The sequence below is a fragment of the Acinetobacter sp. 24-47-66 genome, assembly GCF_056779755.1.
In genome coordinates, this window is the sequence record NZ_JBWYIL010000008.1 from 65,297 (window position 1) to 83,954 (window position 18,658).

An 18,658-nucleotide genomic window follows, 5' to 3' on the forward strand; every position below is an offset into this window, starting at 1 on the left:
AATTAAGAGTATTGACTGACTTCCGTCATGTATTGATCCATTGCTTCATCCATACTGATCTGGTCAGGTGGAGAGGCATGTGATGTGATGACTGGTTCTGATTTTGGTTCTGCGGCGTGGGAACGTGCAGCTTTTGACTTGACATGATACTCCACATGTAAGGCCTCTTTACCAAAATAGTCGCGCAGTTTGAACAATAAGTCATCGAGTGGTGCAACATTCCATTGTGGTGGTAAATGAAAATCAGCCGTTGCATATGGAAAGTCGAGTTGTACTTGTAATGGCACATGCTGACACATATCTACATCACAAAATGGTTGAATGATCTGTGAAAGCTCTTGACCAAGATTTGGCTGAATATGCTCAGGTTGTAATTTGATGAGGATGTGATTCGCACGTTTTTGACGAATTTCGTTTAATGTAAACGCCTTAGTAAGGCGTCCCATCGGACGATCGAAGCCTTCACGTTCATAAATTTCACCTTCAATCACGATCACTCTTTCATTCACAATAATATCTTTAAAACGTTGGAAGCGTTCATGATTTGCTGAGACTTCAATTCGAGCAGTACCATCATCGAGTGTGATCATCATGCGGTTAGGGAAATTTGCGACATCCACAACCAAGCCGGCAAATACTGTAGTCACACCACGACGTGTTGGAGTCAGCTCATTAATTTTGTTAGAAATAAATGCTTTTAACTCGGGGCGATACACATCAATCGGGTGTCCCGTTAAGTATAAACCTAAGGTGTCTTTTTCACCTTTTAAACGGACTTCATCAGACCAAGGTTTTACAGGTTTAGTAGGTTTACGTTGAACTTCTTCAACTTCACCAAATAAATCCATAATGCCAGTTTCGCGATTTGAACGAGCTTGTTCGGCAGCTTGTACAGCTTCAGGCAATTGAGCCATTAAAGTCGCGCGTTCAAGTCCGAGACAATCTAATGCACCTGAGCGAATCAAAGCTTCAAGTGTACGTTTATTGATTTTCTTCAGATCAATGCGATGGCAGAAATCAAATAAATCTTTATAAGGTCCAAGTTGCTTACGTGAATCAATGACGGATTGCATAGCTGCTTCACCAACACCCTTGATTGCACCTAGACCATATACAATGGTTTTTTCATCAATTGCATGGAATTGATAAATCGACATATTGACGGAAGGTGGTAACACGTCGAGACCATTGTTACGACAGTCATCAATCAAGAATACGATACTATCCGTGTTTTGCATTTCCGAAGTCAGTACAGCGGACATAAACTCAGAAGGATAGTGTGCTTTTAACCAAGCCGTCTGATACGCCACTAATGCATAGGCTGCAGCATGTGATTTGTTGAAACCATAGCCTGCAAATTTTTCCATATAGTCGAAGATATGGTTCGCCGTTTGCTCATCGATATCTTTTTTTGCAGCACCTTCAATAAAGATTTGGCGTTGTTTAACCATCTCTTCAGGTTTCTTTTTACCCATCGCACGACGAAGTAAGTCCGCACCACCTAGACTATATCCAGCACAATACTGAGCTGCTTGCATAACCTGTTCTTGATATACCATAATCCCATAGGTAGGTTCTAAGACACCTTCTAATAGGGGATGTAAGTATTCGAACTCTCCACCATGCATACGATGAATAAAGTCTGGAATTAGATCCATTGGGCCCGGGCGGTACAATGACACGAAGGCAATAATTTCTTCAAATTTACTTGGGCGTGCTTCCTTGAGCATTTTTTTCATGCCCACGGATTCAAATTGGAATACCGCAGTGGTATTTGCTTCGGCAAATATCGAATATGCAGCTTTGTCATTTAGCGGAATATTCTCAATCTTTAGAGGTATATCAAACTTTAATCGTTGGTTAATGTGCTGAATAGCATCTTCAATTACAGTAAGATTTCGCAACCCCAAGAAGTCAAATTTAACAAGTCCTGCCGCCTCAACATCGTCTTTATCAAATTGAGCGACACGACCGGTACCATCTTCGTCACACAGTACAGCTGAGAAGTCCGTAATCTTGGTCGGTGCGATTACAACACCACCTGCGTGCTTACCAGTGTTACGCGTTATTCCTTCAAGTTTAAGCGCCATTTCCCAGATTTCTGATGCATCTTCATAATCTGGGTTGGATGGGTTGGTTACAATATCTTTAAGTTGTGGTTCTGCTTCTAAAGATTCTTCTAAACTTAAACCCAAAGGTTTAGTCGGGATCATTTTAGAAATACGATCTGCTAAGCCGTAAGACTTACCTAAAACTCGTGCAACATCTCGAATTGCACCTTTCGCTGCCATCGTACCAAATGTTGCAATTTGAGATACAGCGTCACGCCCATAAGTTCGTGCTACATAATCAATTACACGATCACGACCTGCGATACAAAAATCCACGTCAAAGTCTGGCATCGAAACACGTTCAGGGTTTAAGAAACGTTCGAAAAGAAGTCCGTATGGTAGTGGATCTAAATCTGTAATTTTTAAACTGTATGCAACTAATGAGCCTGCACCTGAACCACGGCCCGGGCCTACAGGTACGCCATTGTTCTTGGACCACTGAATGAAGTCCATGACAATCAAGAAGTAACCTGGGAATCCCATCGAGTTAATGATCTTGATTTCGAAATCTAATCGATCGTCATATTCTTTGCGAATTTCAGGCCAGTCTTCTCCACGTTTCTCCACAGGATAGAGGTGATTAAGACGTTCTTCTAATCCTTCTTTAGACAAATGGGCAAAGAAGGTATCAATCGTATGACCTTCAGGAATTGGATAGTCAGGTAAAAAGTATTTACCTAAGCGAAGTGTCACATTACAGCGTTTAGCAATTTCAACTGTATTTTGAATAGCACTGGGGATATCAGCAAATAACTCCACCATTTGCGCTGTTGTTTTGAAATATTGCTCAGGGCTGTAAGTACGTGGACGACGATTATCACCTAAAACATAGCCATCTGCGATGCAGACGCGCGCTTCATGGGCTTCAAAGTCTTCTTCTCTAATAAAATGAACATCATTATGAGCGACAACACCGATTTGATATTTTGCGGCTAATTTAACAGCTTCAATAATAAAATCTTCTTCTTGTGGGCGATTGGTGCGCGTGAGTGCTAAATAGACACGATTGCCAAATTTTTCGATCCAAGCTTCAAGTAAGGGTTCAGCTTTTTCTGGGCTACTTGAACACAGCATTTCTCCAACATCACTTTTAATCCCTAAAAGTGCAATCATGCCCGGCGCTTGTTCTAACACCCATTCTTTTTTTACACACGGGATACTGAGTTGTTGTCCTTCAATAAAGCCGCGTGATACTACTTCAGTTAAACTACGCCAACCCTCATTATTCATCGCCAGTAAAGTCATACGATGTGATTCATCATTCAAACGAATCACACTTCCTAAAATAGGTTTAATCCCTTTTTTAAGACACGAGGTATAAAACTTCACTGCTGCATGTAAGTTCGATAAATCTGTCATCGCGAGTGCAGGCATAGAATCCTGTACAGCAGACTTCATTAGATCAGGTATACGTACGATTGATTCAGTAATAGAAAATTCTGTATGAACACCGAGATGAACAAACTGCATAGATGAGTCCTTTACAAGAGCAGAGCGTATTTTATCATGCAAAGTGATTTAGAGCTGAGAATCCACGATATTTTATATGATTCGCACAAATTATCTTCGATTTGAATAAAGGCGATTTTATATCAATCAAAAAAAGTGCCATTCGGCACTTTTTTATAACATGAAAATTGGGCTTAATATTCCCAGAACATGCGTTGTATTTCTTTTGCATCTTTGGTTTTGGTTAAAGCAAGTGCGGTTAATATTTTAGCTTTTTGAGGGTTGAAGTCATGTGCAACCACCCAACCATATTTGTCATCTGGCTGTTCGGCATTGCGGAGAACAAATCCTTGTGGCACTCGTGAAGAACGTACGATTTGCACACCACTTTGCTGAAGTTGATTCAGCGTGGGAACAATATTTTTCGCGACTGAGCCGTTTCCTGTACCTGCGTGGACAATGGCTTTAACCCCAGCCTTGGCATACGCTTGATAAGCATCAGGAATCATGTTGCCAGAACCATATACAATTTGAACTAATGGGAGTGCATCACCCTTAATATTCTCAATATTGAATTCTGACCGTTGATTAAATCGCTTAACAGAACTTCGGAACCAATAAGGTTTAGATTCTACCAACGTCCCTAAAGCTCCCCATTGGCTTACAAATGCATTGGTATGAATATTAATGCCTTTAGTCACATCTCGAGCTGCAAAAATACTATCGTTCATAAGGACGAACACCCCCTTATTTTTTGCACTCGGGTCTGCTGCCAGAGCAACTGCACTATATAAATTTAGTGGGCCATCCGCAGATAAAGCCGTGGATGGGCGCATTGAGCCGACAACAACAATAGGCTTTTCCGTTTGTACGACTAGATTAAGAAAGAAAGCGGTTTCTTCTAAGGTATCTGTGCCATGTGTAATCACAACGCCATTTACATCTGACTTTTTAACCAAATCATTGACTTGGCGGGCAAGGGAAAGTAATTCTTTGTCCGTAATACTTTCAGAAGCAACTTGCATTGCTTGTACGCCGCTCACATTGGCTAAATCTTTAATTTGAGGGACGGCATTCAGTAAGTCATCCACTGGAACTTTTGCGGCAGTGTAAGTGGCGCTGTTGGTTGAACTAGCACCAGCACCAGCAATCGTTCCCCCAGTTGCAACGACGACAACGTTATTTTTAGCAAAGCTCGTTAGGGGTAATAACAAGCCAATCGATAGAGTCAGTGCGGTTAGCGTCTTTTTCATCTTTTTTCCTAAATGTTTTTTATAGTATTGTGCATGGATAATGCTTAATCACGATAAAGGAAAAGAAGGGTGCTTGTATATAATCAAAATAAAATTAATATCATGAAATAATCAAAATATTAAATATAAAACCCCCAGATTGAAATCTGGGGGGGTAAATACATCATTCACATAAAACGACCGAATTAACGCATTTTTGCTAAGAATCTTCCTAAACGATTGATTGCTTCACGTAATTCATTTTCAGCAGGCAAGAACACCACACGGAAATGATCAGGGGTAGGCCAGTTGAATCCTGTACCTTGAACCAATAACACTTTTTCTGCTTTGAGGAAGTCAAGCATAAACTGTTCATCATCCTGAATCGGATAAATTTCAGGATCAAGTTTAGGGAAACAATACATTGCACCTTCAGGTTTAACACAGCTTACACCTGGGATTTCATTCAACATTTGCCAAGCAATATTGCGTTGCTCATACAAACGACCACCTGGACGAATTAAATCGTTGATAGACTGGTAGCCACCCAATGCAGTTTGAATAGCGTATTGAGCTTGATGGTTAGCACACAGGCGCATTGACGCTAGCATGTCTAAACCTTCAATATAATCTGCTGCACGTGTCTTATCACCTGTAATTGCCATCCAGCCTGAACGGTATCCAGCGATTCGGTAAGATTTAGATAATCCGTTAAATGAAATACACAGTTGATTACCCGCAAGGGCTGCGACCGATACATGTTCGATTCCATCGTAAACGATCTTATCGTAGATCTCATCAGCAAATAAAATCAGGTCATATTTTTTTGCAAGAGCGACAATTTTTTCTAAGACATGGCGTGGATAGACAGCACCCGTTGGATTGTTCGGATTGATAATCACGATCCCACGAGTATTAGGCGTAATTTTGTTTTCCATATCCTGAATATCAGGATACCAATTGTCTTCCTCATCACATTTATAATGAATTGCTGTACCACCAGAAAGATTAACGGCGGCAGTCCATAATGGATAATCTGGCATTGGCACCAGCATTTCATCGCCGTCATCTAACAGGCCTTGCATAGCCATTACAATCAGCTCAGAAACACCATTCCCAATATACACATCATTGACATGCATATTGAAAATACCTTTTTGTTGATAATACTGACAAACCGCTTTGCGGGCAGGGAAAATCCCTTTTGAGTCTGTATAGCCGATTGCATTTGGTAAGTTCAACGCAACATCATTGATAATTTCTTGAGGTGCTTCAAAACCGAAGGGCGCTGGGTTGCCGATATTGAGTTTAATTATCTTATGTCCGGCTTCTTCCATTTCGTTGGCGGCGCGTAACACAGGTCCACGAATGTCATAGCATACATGCTCGAGCTTAGACGATTTCTTAATTTCGCGTGGAGTAGTGTTACCTAAAACGGACATATTCCCATCCAATTATTTTTGAGTGAATAAAAATAGATTACTAAATATCACAATCTATGTAGAAATTTAGCTAGAAATTTTTCAAGCTCTAGCGTAAATATGAAGGTACTGAAGCATGACATTGAATGTCAAAGATTTAAAGGAGTTAATCATGGGAAAACTCAATAAAACAGACCGAGAATGGCAAAGAGAGTTATCACCAGAGGAGTATCGCATTACCCGTCAAAAGGGAACTGAGCCTGCTTTCACAGGGCGATATTGGAATACCAAACAAGAAGGAACTTATGTTTGTCGTTGCTGTGGCGAACCTTTATTTACTTCAGAAACCAAATATGACAGTGGTTGTGGATGGCCTAGTTTTTATCGTCCAATCAACCAAACAGTCATTGAAGAACATGACGATCACTCACATGGCATGATTCGTACTGAGATTGTTTGTCATCATTGTGACGCACATCTAGGTCATGTTTTTGAGGATGGACCTGAACCTACAGGTCTTCGTTATTGTGTAAACTCAGCTTCATTAGAATTAAAAACCCAAGAAAAAAATGATGAGGAAACCTATCCATGACCAATATTTATCAATTTGAGGCAGAATTGCTAGAAGGGGAAAATAAGCAATTTTCGGACTATGAAGGTAAAGTGCTATTGATAGTCAACACAGCCAGCAAATGTGGATTTACGCCACAATTTGCAGGGTTGGAAGCGCTGTATGAAAAGTATAAAGATCAAGGTTTTGAGGTGTTAGGATTTCCGTGTAATCAATTTGGTGGGCAAGATCCGGGTACGCATGAAGAAATTGGTAGTTTTTGCCAGAGAAATTACGGTGTATCCTTTCCGATGTTCGCTAAAGTGGATGTAAAAGGTCCTGAAGCCCATGTGATTTTTCGGTATCTCACCAACAACAGCAAAGGCATTTTAGGAAGTGGAATTAAGTGGAACTTTACCAAATTTTTGATTGGAAAAGATGGCAAAGTGCTTAATCGATATGCACCTACAACTAAACCAGAAAGCATTGAAGATGATATTCAAAAAGCGCTGGCTCAGTAAAAAAAATCAGCTCAATTGAGCTGATTTTTTTATTCATTTAATTTAAGAAACGATAATCGGCTAGATTTGCATTTTTGGTTTCTAGCCAATACTTCCATGTATAACTCGGCCAAAGTGAAAAATTCTTTCCGCCTTCTTGCTGATACCAACTCACACAGCCAGATTGCCAAACTGTGCCTGCAAATTTTTCTTGGATTTTACGGTTGAATTCTTCTTGGACTACATCTTTGACCACGATTGCTTTGGTTTTGGATTTTTCTACAGCTTCAATCAGTTGTAGAATGTAATTCACTTGAGATTCGATCATAAAAATTACAGAGTTATGACCTAAAACAGTATTCGGGCCTAAAAGTTGAAAGAGATTTGGAAATCCTTTGGTAGAAATTCCATAGTAGCTTTCAGCACCCTCTTTCCATGCTTCTTTCAACTCAATACCATTTTCACCATAACATTTAAAATCTTTTAAATAAATTCGTGGATCAGTAATAAAACCAGTACCGTAAATTAAGCAATCTATTTCTCGTACTTGACCATCTTTGGTAACAATCGCATTTTCAGTAATTTCTTGAATGCTGTCCGTCACGAGCTCTACATTCTTGCGATTAAATGTTGGAAAATATCGATTTGATACCAAAATTCTTTTACACCCCATGGTGTAATCTGGTGTCAATTTTTTTGCTATTTCTTTATCTTTGATTTGGAAGCGAATAAAAGCTTCTGCAAGTTTTTGACCCAGTCGCATCATTTGAGGTTTTACAATCGGAACTACGCGTGATTCATTTGACCAATACAAGCGCGCTCGATGCAATTTTCTAAACCAGTCGTATTGGGCAAATAGTTTTTTGTCTAAAGCATTATAAGCACGTTCATCGCGTGGTATTACCCATGCAGCAGTTCTTTGAAACACGTATAACTGTTTGGTTTTTGGTGCAATCTCAGGAATATATTGAATTGCACTTCCACCTGTACCGATACTGGCTACACGTTTACCATTCAGGTCATAAGCATGATTCCAAGATGAGGAGTGGAATACTTCGCCTTTAAATTTTTCGATTCCTTTAATCTTTGGAATTTGAGGAATATGCAATGGACCAGAGGCAAAAATAAGGAATTGACAGTGTAGAGCACTTTGATTCTTGATGGAGATTTCCCACCCATGAGCTTGCTCATCGAAGCGTGTCGAAATGACTTCGGTATCAAATTGAATAAATTTTTTTAAATCATATTCTTGAATAAGATCTTGAATATATTGGAAAATTTCAGGTGCTTCAGCATATCGTTTTGTCCAATCAGATTTGGGTGCAAAAGATAATGAATACATATGAGACTGCACATCACATGCAGCACCCGGATATTGATTTTCGCGCCAAGTACCACCTACATCTGTAGCTTTTTCAAGAATAACAAAATCTTTGATACCGCGTTTAAGAAGTTGAATCGCTGTGGCTAATCCTCCAAATCCGGCGCCGATAATCGCAATTTTAGTATTTTTCTTGATGAATTGCGTTTCAGTTAAGTCGACTGAATTTGTATCTAGCTGATTTGATGTAACTTCCATTTTAATACTCGTTTATATTATTTGAAGCTATCATAATCAGTCTGGACTGAAACTGACATGATTTCATTGACATTTAATATTGATATTTTCGGCAATATTCTTTCCCTTTTTTTTAGGGTAAAACATATGCAACTTTAATTTTAAAATTCTGATTTATGAAAAGGTCGATTCTCGGTTTGTTGTATCTCATACAGGGTATGCGACAAGTCGGAATAAATGTGGACGAAAGATTGGAAGCTGTCGGTTTAAAGGCGGATGCCTTAGATCCGAGTTCAACGATTCAACCTGAATTAGAACAAATCATTCAAAGAGTTATTGCTAAAGGGATCAACCCGCTGCTTGGTTTAGATGTTGGTCAACATTATGCGCTCGCAGGCTATGGTCCGCTTCTTATGCTGTTGGTCACAAGCCCGAATGTTGGTGCGGCTCTCACAAATGGAATACGCTATCAAGCGCTTACACATTTGTCGGGTAGACTTACTTTAGAGCAGACGAGTGTCTATGCGGCTTTATGTTATGAACCTCTCAATTTACAAAGTGAAGTTGATGAGTTCAGGGCACAATGTGAAATTTCAGGTACGGTTAAATTCGTGCAAGATATCTACAAAATGATAGGATTGCCTTTTCCTGAAGTGCAGATTGAATTGCCGTTTTCACGACCGAAAGAATCCATTTTTTTGAACAAGTATTTGAATTATTTCGGTGAACAAGTTCGGTTTGAACAAGACAAATTTCGACTGATTTTTGATGCAGAAATTTTAGAATTGAAGTTGCCTTCAGCTGATCAAATCACATTTAATGTCCATCAACAAAGATGTAATGCTGAAATCGAAAGATTAAATGCACAACAATTGAATCAACACCAGTTAATTCAAAGAATTCACGATTATTTGGATTTACAAACGGGTCAGATTCCAACAATGGCAGAAACAGCTCAAGCATTGAATATTCCAGAGCGTACTTTGCGACATCAGCTTAACCAACTGGATACAAGCTATAAGCAAATACGGGAGCAACTCATTCGAGAGAAAGCGCTTCGATTGATTGAGTACAAAGAGTATTCGATCGAAGTAATAGCTGAAATGCTTGGATATTCAGAACCTGCAGCATTTAACCATGCTTTTAAAAGATGGTTTGGACAAAGTCCACGACAGTATGGGAAATAACCTCAGCATGTATGCTCAAATGGTATATGCCAAAGTGTTATTTATCATTTTTTTAAATATTCGTTATACTTCCGACGGCCTAAAAAAGTAATCAATATCTATGTTCCATTCTCATTCTTCGCAAAATAGTTTAAGTCACACTCCGCAATCACCTGCAGAACGTTATGCTCACGCAATTTCGTCAGGACAATTTATGCCTGATGATGCTCAAGCTCAAGCAGTACATGAACTTAATCGTGTTTGGGAAGAACTGATCTTACGATATAAAGCTTCTAAAAAAGCGTTTCGACGTTTTCGCCGTCAAACAGCCCCTAAGGGTGTTTATATGTGGGGTGGTGTTGGGCGTGGAAAAACTTGGTTGATGGACCAGTTTTATGATGCGATACCATTCCGTCGTAAGACGCGTATGCATTTCCATCATTTTATGCAATATGTGCATAAAGAATTAAATAAAAACTCAGGACAACAAAATCCACTCGACATCGTTGCTGATCAAATTTACAAAGATGCGGTTGTGATTTGTTTTGATGAATTCTTTGTATCAAATGTCACTGATGCGATGATTTTAAGTGATTTATTCCAAAAGCTATTTGTTCGTGGAATTACACTTGTTGCGACATCAAACATTGCACCAGATGGTTTATACAAGAACGGCATTCATCGCGACCGCTTTATTCCAACGATTGAAATGGTAAAAAAGAATTGTGTTATTTTGAATGTGGATGCAGGTGTTGACTATCGTTTGCGTGTACTGAAACAAGCGCAATTGTTCAAGTCACCTTTAAGCCATGATAATCAGGTATGGATGGCACAACGTTTTTCAGCATTAACCAGTGCTCAAAATGTCAGTGAAGAACCGATCATCATTAATGGACGTAATGTCGATACGATTGGTCATACTGAAGATGTATTGTGGTGTGAGTTTTCTGAACTCTGTATGAAGCCACGAAGTCCTGCGGACTTTATCGAAATTGCGAATACTTATAACACTGTCCTAGTCAGTAATGTTCCCGATCTGAATGATTATTTATCAGAAGGAACACGCCGATTCATTTATTTAGTCGATGAGTTCTATGATCGTGGTGTTAAATTATTACTAACTTCACATGCCAGTATCATTGATATATATAGTGGCGAAAAATTAGCGTTTGAAATCGAACGCACACGTTCACGCTTACTCGAAATGCAATCAGATGACTATTTACAATCTGCACATCGACAAATTGATATGCCTGCTGAATAAATGTGAGAATTCAAAAATGAACCCAAACAGATGATGTTTGGGTTTTTTTATTTGGAGTGGAATAAATTTGAAATCGTCGCTTAAAAGCGTAGAGAAAATAGACATATTGGTTTAAATTAAATCAGATTTGATGGAAATTGGCACTTAAGTCTAATTTCTACCTTTATAAAACTTTATACACTGTAATTAGATTGTTGAATTAAAACGACTCAATAAGTAATAGATCAAAAGTCTCATCTGATTGGTGTCTATAATAAATGATCACTATTTAGCAATGTGATATTACTATTCAGCAATTTATAAATGGGTATACTAGATTCTCTTGTATAAAAAGTAGCAATATCAGGAAAGACAATGACTGCACGTATTCAGAAAGGCAAGTTAGCGATTGCTAAAGAACTCTACGATTTCATCGAAAATGAAGCACTACCAGGTTCTGGTTTAGACAGTGAAACTTACTGGAAAAACTTTGAACAAGTCGTTGTTGATCTTAGCCCAAAAAATAAAGCACTCTTGGCTAAGCGTGATGACATTCAAGCGAAAATTGATGAATGGCACCGCAATAATAAATTTGAATTAGGAGCTTACAAAGCTTTCCTGACAGAAATTGGCTACTTATTACCAGAAGTAGAAGATTTTCAAATTACAACTGAAAATGTAGATGAAGAAATCGCACTATTGGCGGGTGCACAATTGGTTGTGCCTGTACGTAATGCACGTTACTGCTTGAACGCGGCAAATGCTCGTTGGGGCTCTTTATATGACGCATTGTATGGTTTCGATGTTATCTCGGAAGAAGGCGGTGCGGAAAAAGGTAAGGGGTATAACCCTGTTCGTGGCGAAAAAGTTATCGCTTTTGCTAAAAATTTCTTAAATGAAACTTTCCCTTTAGCAAATGGATCACATGCGGATGCTACGAAATACGCTGTTGAAGCAAAAAAATTAGTGGTAACGCTTAAAGATGGCAGCACAACGAATTTGGCTAAAGAAGCTCAATTTGTAGGTTTTAATGGTGAAGAGTCTGCGCCGACAGAAATCGTTTTATTAAATAATGGTTTGCATGTCATCATTGAAATCGATGCGACAAGCCCAATTGGTCAAACGGATGCTGCTGGCGTAAAAGATCTTGTTTTAGAATCTGCGGTAACAACGATCCAAGATTTGGAAGACTCAATTGCTGCGGTTGATGCTGAAGAAAAAGTTGAAGGCTACCGTAACTGGTTAGGTTTGATGAAGGGTACTTTGGAAGAGAAAATCGAGAAAAATGGTAAAACCATTACTCGTGCTTTAAACAAAGACCGTACTCACAAGAATCTGATCGGTGGCGAAACAACTTTACACGGTCGTTCATTGATGCTTCTTCGTAACGTTGGTCATTTGATGACGAACCCGGCGATCCTAGTGGATGGTCAAGAAATCTATGAAGGTATCATGGATGCATTGATCACACCGTTATTAACGTTTGCTGACATCAAAGGTCAAAATGAAATCAAGAACTCTCGTAAAGGTTCTATGTATATCGTTAAACCTAAGATGCATGGCCCTGAAGAGGTTGCATTTGCAGTTGAACTATTTGAGCGTGCAGAACAAGCTCTAGGTTTGCCAGCAAAAACGCTTAAAATCGGGATCATGGATGAAGAGCGCCGTACTTCTGTAAACTTGAAAAACTGTATTGCTCAAGCGAAAGATCGTACCATCTTCATTAACACAGGATTCATGGACCGTACAGGTGACGAAATCCATACATTTATGGAAGCAGGTCCATTCGTTCGTAAGGGTGAAGTTAAATCTCAAATTTGGTTCCCTGCATATGAAAACCGTAACGTGATGGTTGGTTTACAAGCAGGCTTACGTGGCAAAGCACAAATTGGTAAAGGTATGTGGCCTAAACCAGATATGCTTTTAGATATGTATAAAACTAAAATTGAGCATCCTGAAGCTGGTGCGAGCTGTGCTTGGGTTCCATCACCATCTGGTGCTGTAATTCATGCGATTCACTATCACCAATGTAATGTTTCAGCGCGTCAACAAGAGTTGTTAAAAACTGAAGCATTACCTTTAGATGATTTATTAACTCCACCATTAGCGACTGATACGAATTGGACTGATGAAGAGAAAACCAAAGAGTTAGAAAATAACCTTCAGGGTATTCTTGGTTATGTTGTTCGTTGGGTTGATTTGGGTGTTGGTTGTTCTAAAGTTCCAGACATCAACAACGTTGGTTTGATGGAAGACCGTGCAACTTTACGTATTTCATCTCAACACGTTGCTAACTGGTTACGTCACGGTATCGTGACTAAAGAGCAAGTTGAAGAAGTAATGCAACGTATGGCTAAAATTGTAGATGAGCAAAATGCGAACGATCCAGCGTACACACCAATGGCGCCTGGGTTTGACGGTTATGCTTACCAAGCAGCATATGATTTAGTGTTTAAAGGTGCTGAACAACCATCAGGTTATACAGAACCATTACTTCATGCTTACCGCTTGAAGCTTAAAGGTTACACTGGTGACTAATTAAAATAAAAAAGCCTCTCCGGAGGCTTTTTTTACGATTGTGTAAAATAGTTGACCATTGGGTAAAAAGTGGCATGTAGAGGGACATAAAATGACGCAATATTCAAATTTAAATCAACAGTTTATTAACGGTTCTTGGTTAAAAGGCTCTTCAAAGCGTGTCATACAAAATTTAAATCCATTTGATTTAAAAGAAATACACCAAATTCAAGCGGCGAATCAGTCTGATGTTGATCTCGCTTTTTCTGCAGCACAACAAGCATTTGATCTTGGCTTAATTACCTCTGCTGTAGATCGCAAGAAAATCATTCAGAAGCTGCATGACATCATACAATTACGTAAAGACGAAATTATAGATTGGCTGATTACCGAGTCTGGAAGTACGCGTCTCAAAGCAAATATTGAAGTGGGTGCTGCGCTTGGTATTATCTCAGAATCACTCGCTTTTCCTGATCAAATCCAAACTGTTCAGCTAGAAAGTAAAGATCCTGTGAGAAAAAGTTTTTATCAACGCAAAGCGTTGGGTGTTATTGCTGTTATTAGCCCTTGGAATTTTCCATTTCATTTGTCAATGCGATCGGTTGTTTGCGCAATCGCATGTGGAAATACAGTGGTACTTAAACCTGCGAGTGATACACCTGTTACAGGTGGAACATTATTAGGGAAATTGTTTGAAGAGGCGGGTGTGCCCGCTGGTGTATTGAATGTCATTGTGGGTAGTGGTAGTGAAATAGGGGATTATTTTGTCGAGCATCCTATTCCGAAGATGATTTCATTCACTGGTTCTACAGAAGTAGGACAAAATGTTGGTGCTAAAGCGATGGCGAGCTCTAGAATCAAACGACTTGCTTTAGAGCTTGGGGGGAATGCGCCATTATTAATTCTTAAAGATGCAGATTTAGATTTGGCAGTCGATTTGACGATCAAGGGGCGCTTCCTTCACCAAGGCCAAATCTGTATGAGCACTAATCGTGTCATCGTAGATCAATCGATTCACAATGAATATGTTGAAAAGCTTTTAAACAAAGTAAAAGATATTCCTGTGGGTGATCCTAATCTTGATGAGACGCTCATAGGGCCTATTATCAATAATACACAAGTGAAGCAGCATCAACGAATCATTGATCAGGCTCAAATAGAAGGTGCTAAGTTGGTCTATGCTGGGGGTATTGAAAATAATTTGGTTTCACCTCATGTGTTTATCGATGTGTTGCCGACATATGCAATTGCTCAAGAGGAAAGCTTCGGACCAATTCTGCCGATCATCAGAGCAGATGATGAGGCACATGCAATTCAAATCGCCAATGACACACCGTTTGGTTTATCTGGTGCTGTATGTACATCTGATATTGAGCGCGGAGTAGAAATCGCTTCAAAACTCGATATTGGAATGACACATATTAATGGTATAAGTGTCGCGGACCATGCTAATGCACCATTCGGTGGAGAAAAGAACTCTGGATTAGGGCGCTTTAATGGGCATTGGATTATGGATGAATTCACGCGTACACACTGGATGACAGTACCAATATCATCATAATGAACTGAATTGGATCGGCTATAATAGCCTAAGTTTTTTATAGTATTGAAAATTATGCTATGTGTGCCAACTTTAAGCCAATACAAGCGCATCAAATCCAAGCATTAGAACTTCCACATATTCCATTTGAATATGTGGAAGAGGTTTATCCAAGCTACGAAACCCCGTTGTTATTTAAATCTAATCATGGCTACGAGTGGAGGTTAGTTAATTTTGGTTTTATACCAAAATGGGCAACTGATACAGAAATAGCGAAGAAAACCTATAATGCACGCAATGAAACATTAAGCGAAAAAATAAGTTTTCAAGAAGCATTTGAAAAATGTAAATTTGGTGTAATTCCAGTCACTGAGTTTTATGAAGCAAAATATATTAATGGACGACCGCAACGATGGGGTGTGAGAAGAAAAGATGGTCAGGCATTTTTTATCGCAGCGTTGTATGAAATCACGAAAATTGATCAAAGCATTTATCGCTCAGCAACGATGATTACCATGGATGCTATTCATCACGAAATGATGAGGGAATTTCATGAGCCTGGAGATGTTAAACGGTCAGTAATTGTTATTCCGCACCATAAATTAGATCAGTGGTTGAGTTTAAAATCCCCCGAAATTCAGAACTTTGTAGAAGGCTTTCGAGTAGAGGAATTTGAATGTTTTTACTGTCCAAAACCTCGGCAGAACAATACAGCCCAACTCAATATGTTTGATGATGGGCTTTAATCTAAAGTTTAGTGATATTAGTGCGCTAAATTTTTGAAAATATGCTTTAAGCTTTCCATTAGTTTTTCAATTTGAAGTGGGGTTAATCCCTCAAATGTTTGTTCAAGAACCACACTCATCAGGTCATTAATTTTTTTTGTCATTTCCAAACCTTTTGGTGTTAGTACCACACGCGTAATACGGGCATCGTTTTCACACGAGTAAGTGTCAACCATTCCTTCATCTTTTAAACGGTAAACGATTTTTGTAGTCGTCGACATTTTTGACACAATCATGTCAGAGAGTTCTGAAACACTTGCATCTGGCTTAGTAGACAATGCGACAAGCAAACGTCGACGAGAATTATCAACGCCATACTTTTTGAGCACATGGTCAACATTCAGTACATACTGAGAATGGACTTGAGTGATCCAATAGAATGGAAAATTTTCGAGTTCAAAATTTTCAGATGAAGGTAAAAATTTTGCATATTTTTTTGACATCGCTACGTCCTTGTCAGTGTAACTTAATTGTTTTTATTGATTTAAATATTACATGAAGCATAACCTATATTAAAAGAACTTTGTTCAAATAATCAACTTATGTTCAAGCGCTTACTTTAAATCAGACAAAAGGCATGATACCTATAGGCTTCAGTTTTATAAAACATATTTCAATGATCTTTAAATATCTTTATATATATCAAAACAGAAGATTCTAAAAATACAGCTCTTCTGATCTTCGTGATTATATCTTTATGTCAATTCCACGCTGACCAAATTCTATTGAAAAATAGAGGAACTATAACTTGGCACTGATATTTTTTTTTGTGTCGAAAATGTCAAAGACTATTCAAGGATGGCAATTAGGACCAAAGATATGATCTAAATTTACATAAAAAATTGTTTTGAACATAAAAAAAGTAATTACAAAATAAAATTCTTATGCATAATAGTTTCATCATTTCTGAAAAGGTAACTTTATATATGGACCCGTCGCCGTGTTGGCCTAATTTAGCTTCTTACATTATCTTAAATAATAAGAACCAGGAGATCTAATATGGAATTTTTATTGGATCCTGGCATTTGGATAGGGTTAATTACCCTTATCATTCTTGAAATCGTTTTAGGTATTGATAACTTAGTATTTATTGCGATACTTGCAGAAAAACTTCCTCCAGAACAACGTGATAAAGCCCGTGTAATCGGTTTATCCCTCGCATTATTAATGCGTCTAGGTCTGCTTTTTGCGATCTCGTGGTTAGTGACTTTAACTCAACCATTGATTGAAATTTTTGGAAAAACATTCTCAGGTCGAGATTTGATATTACTGTTTGGTGGTCTATTCCTTGTGTATAAGGCTGTCAATGAACTCCATGAAAAAATGGAGGGTAAACCCGAGATTAAAACGAATAACAATGTCGTATACGCTGGTTTTGCTGCAGTTGTGGCTCAGATCGTCGTGCTTGATGCGGTATTTTCACTCGACTCAGTGATTACTGCGATTGGTATGGTAGATAATATTTACGTGATGATGGCTGCGATGATTGTGGCTATGGTTGTCATGTTAATTGCATCAAAACCGTTAACTACGTTTGTTAACCGCCATCCTACGGTGGTTATCCTTTGTTTAAGTTTCTTGTTATTGATCGGTGTAAGTTTAATCGCTGAAGGTTTTGGATTCCATATCCCTAAAGGTTATATTTATTCAGGTATTGGTGTTGCAATTCTAATTGAAGCATTCAATCAATTTTCGAATCGTAATCTTGAAAAAAATCAAGCGAAGATCCCATTACGTCATCGAACTGCAGATTCAATTTTGAAATTGATGGGCAGTAAATTGGATGCCGATATTGCAACATCCAAAGAAGTTGAAGAAATTCAACAAGCTTTTGGTGATGAAGAACGTTATATGGTTGGTGGTGTGCTATCACTTGCTGAACGTTCAGTTGCTTCAATTATGACACCTCGAAATCAAATTTCTTGGGTAAATATTGAGGACGATGCCGAAGCAATTCGTGAACAGGTATTAGCTGTACCTCATAGTCTTTTCCCAGTTTGTCGTGGACAATTGGATAAAGTCATCACGATTGTACGTGCAAAAGAATTGATTGATGCATTAGATGATCCAGATCAACTGAAAGATTTGATGAAACGTGTCCGTCCTATTTTCATTTATGAAAAAATGAAAGTGATTGATGCAATTAATACATTAAGAACTTCTAAAGGTTCATTGGTACTTGTTACAAATGAATATGGCAATATTCAAGGCTTAATCTCACCATTAGATGTTTTTGAAGCAATTGCTGGTGAATTCCCAGATGCTGATGAACAGCTTGAATTGGTTAAAATCGATGATACCACTTGGAAGGCGTCTGGTATGTTAGATTTATATCAATTAGAGCTGGCGCTCGATATATTAGATTTGGATCTGGTGCAAGAAGACTCGGGTTATTTCAGTGTTGCAGGATTGATTTTAGATAAAACGAGTGGGGCGGTTGACGTTGGTATGGTGATTGAACACCAAGGGGTTAATTTCGAAATTCTAGAAATGGAAGATAATCGAATTAAAACCGTTAAAATCACGCTTTAAAGTTTAATAAAAAAGCTCCTTAATGGAGCTTTTTTTGGCTTAAATTTTTATATA

13 protein-coding genes are annotated in these 18,658 nt (G+C 38.6%); 8 read left to right on the forward strand and 5 right to left on the reverse strand.

The features are described from left to right. Positions 1-2: 2 nt before the first annotated feature. The 3 genes from dnaE to AC1M84_RS09105 form a co-directional block, all read right to left on the reverse strand. Complete coding sequence (dnaE, locus tag AC1M84_RS09095) at positions 3-3,581, reverse strand: DNA polymerase III subunit alpha (RefSeq protein ID WP_481592097.1); 3,579 nt, start codon at positions 3,579-3,581, stop codon at positions 3-5. A gap of 173 nt (positions 3,582-3,754) precedes the next feature. Continuing rightward, positions 3,755-4,813, reverse strand: coding sequence for a type II asparaginase (locus AC1M84_RS09100; protein WP_481593678.1), 1,059 nt, complete (start codon positions 4,811-4,813; stop codon positions 3,755-3,757). A gap of 185 nt (positions 4,814-4,998) precedes the next feature. Next, a complete protein-coding gene (locus tag AC1M84_RS09105) occupies positions 4,999-6,234 on the reverse strand; it encodes a pyridoxal phosphate-dependent aminotransferase (RefSeq protein WP_035266106.1) in 1,236 nt (411 codons plus the stop codon). A 151-nt stretch (positions 6,235-6,385) separates the two neighbouring features. Between AC1M84_RS09105 and msrB the strand changes: the two genes are divergently transcribed. Continuing rightward, the gene (msrB, locus tag AC1M84_RS09110) at positions 6,386-6,805 is read left to right on the forward strand and encodes a peptide-methionine (R)-S-oxide reductase MsrB (RefSeq protein ID WP_035266138.1); all 420 of its coding nucleotides are present in this window, start codon (positions 6,386-6,388) and stop codon (positions 6,803-6,805) included. Next, positions 6,802-7,284 (forward strand): glutathione peroxidase, encoded by a 483-nt coding sequence (locus tag AC1M84_RS09115; RefSeq protein WP_035266096.1) that lies wholly within the window; start codon positions 6,802-6,804, stop codon positions 7,282-7,284. The genes msrB and AC1M84_RS09115 overlap by 4 nt, the downstream gene beginning before the upstream one ends. 37 nt (positions 7,285-7,321) lie before the next feature. On the opposite strand, the gene AC1M84_RS09120 is transcribed toward AC1M84_RS09115, so the two are convergent. Next, on the reverse strand, positions 7,322-8,842 hold the full coding sequence (locus AC1M84_RS09120; RefSeq protein ID WP_481594863.1) for a flavin-containing monooxygenase: 1,521 nt from the start codon (positions 8,840-8,842) through the stop codon (positions 7,322-7,324). 155 nt (positions 8,843-8,997) lie between these two features. On the opposite strand from AC1M84_RS09120, the gene AC1M84_RS09125 reads away from it, so the two are divergent. The 5 genes from AC1M84_RS09125 to AC1M84_RS09145 all read left to right on the forward strand — a co-directional run bounded on the left by AC1M84_RS09125 (position 8,998) and on the right by AC1M84_RS09145 (position 16,033). Next, complete coding sequence (locus AC1M84_RS09125; protein ID WP_481594864.1) at positions 8,998-10,008, forward strand: AraC family transcriptional regulator; 1,011 nt, start codon at positions 8,998-9,000, stop codon at positions 10,006-10,008. A 100-nt stretch (positions 10,009-10,108) separates the two neighbouring features. Then, the gene (gene zapE, locus AC1M84_RS09130) at positions 10,109-11,251 is read left to right on the forward strand and encodes a cell division protein ZapE (protein ID WP_481587652.1); all 1,143 of its coding nucleotides are present in this window, start codon (positions 10,109-10,111) and stop codon (positions 11,249-11,251) included. Positions 11,252-11,605: 354 nt separating this feature from the next. Next, positions 11,606-13,768: a malate synthase G gene (locus AC1M84_RS09135; protein ID WP_092767767.1), complete on the forward strand. Its 2,163-nt coding sequence runs from the start codon at positions 11,606-11,608 to the stop codon at positions 13,766-13,768. Between the two features lie 91 nt (positions 13,769-13,859). Further along, positions 13,860-15,308 carry an aldehyde dehydrogenase family protein gene (locus AC1M84_RS09140; protein ID WP_481594865.1) on the forward strand — a complete coding sequence of 483 codons (1,449 nt, stop codon included), beginning with the start codon at positions 13,860-13,862 and terminating at the stop codon, positions 15,306-15,308. Positions 15,309-15,367: 59 nt separating this feature from the next. After that, complete coding sequence (locus AC1M84_RS09145; protein WP_481594866.1) at positions 15,368-16,033, forward strand: SOS response-associated peptidase; 666 nt, start codon at positions 15,368-15,370, stop codon at positions 16,031-16,033. A 17-nt stretch (positions 16,034-16,050) separates the two neighbouring features. On the opposite strand, the gene AC1M84_RS09150 is transcribed toward AC1M84_RS09145, so the two are convergent. Next, positions 16,051-16,515: a MarR family winged helix-turn-helix transcriptional regulator gene (locus AC1M84_RS09150; protein WP_035266085.1), complete on the reverse strand. Its 465-nt coding sequence runs from the start codon at positions 16,513-16,515 to the stop codon at positions 16,051-16,053. A gap of 556 nt (positions 16,516-17,071) precedes the next feature. On the opposite strand from AC1M84_RS09150, the gene AC1M84_RS09155 reads away from it, so the two are divergent. After that, positions 17,072-18,604 (forward strand): TerC family protein, encoded by a 1,533-nt coding sequence (locus AC1M84_RS09155; protein WP_481594867.1) that lies wholly within the window; start codon positions 17,072-17,074, stop codon positions 18,602-18,604. Positions 18,605-18,658: the final 54 nt, after the last annotated feature.

Excerpts from the sequence above, each read along its gene's own strand:
- AC1M84_RS09115 (WP_035266096.1), top strand. The coding sequence starts at position 6,802 with ATGACCAATATTTATCAATTTGAGGCAGAATTGCTAGAAGGGGAAAAT.
- AC1M84_RS09105 (WP_035266106.1), bottom strand. The coding sequence starts at position 6,234 with ATGTCCGTTTTAGGTAACACTACTCCACGCGAAATTAAGAAATCGTCT.
- zapE (WP_481587652.1), top strand. The coding sequence starts at position 10,109 with ATGTTCCATTCTCATTCTTCGCAAAATAGTTTAAGTCACACTCCGCAA.
- AC1M84_RS09150 (WP_035266085.1), bottom strand. The coding sequence starts at position 16,515 with ATGTCAAAAAAATATGCAAAATTTTTACCTTCATCTGAAAATTTTGAA.
- AC1M84_RS09100 (WP_481593678.1), bottom strand. The coding sequence starts at position 4,813 with ATGAAAAAGACGCTAACCGCACTGACTCTATCGATTGGCTTGTTATTA.
- AC1M84_RS09120 (WP_481594863.1), bottom strand. The coding sequence starts at position 8,842 with ATGGAAGTTACATCAAATCAGCTAGATACAAATTCAGTCGACTTAACT.
- AC1M84_RS09125 (WP_481594864.1), top strand. The coding sequence starts at position 8,998 with ATGAAAAGGTCGATTCTCGGTTTGTTGTATCTCATACAGGGTATGCGA.
- AC1M84_RS09155 (WP_481594867.1), top strand. The coding sequence starts at position 17,072 with ATGGAATTTTTATTGGATCCTGGCATTTGGATAGGGTTAATTACCCTT.
- AC1M84_RS09145 (WP_481594866.1), top strand. The coding sequence starts at position 15,368 with ATGTGTGCCAACTTTAAGCCAATACAAGCGCATCAAATCCAAGCATTA.
- dnaE (WP_481592097.1), bottom strand. The coding sequence starts at position 3,581 with ATGCAGTTTGTTCATCTCGGTGTTCATACAGAATTTTCTATTACTGAA.
- AC1M84_RS09140 (WP_481594865.1), top strand. The coding sequence starts at position 13,860 with ATGACGCAATATTCAAATTTAAATCAACAGTTTATTAACGGTTCTTGG.
- msrB (WP_035266138.1), top strand. The coding sequence starts at position 6,386 with ATGGGAAAACTCAATAAAACAGACCGAGAATGGCAAAGAGAGTTATCA.
- AC1M84_RS09135 (WP_092767767.1), top strand. The coding sequence starts at position 11,606 with ATGACTGCACGTATTCAGAAAGGCAAGTTAGCGATTGCTAAAGAACTC.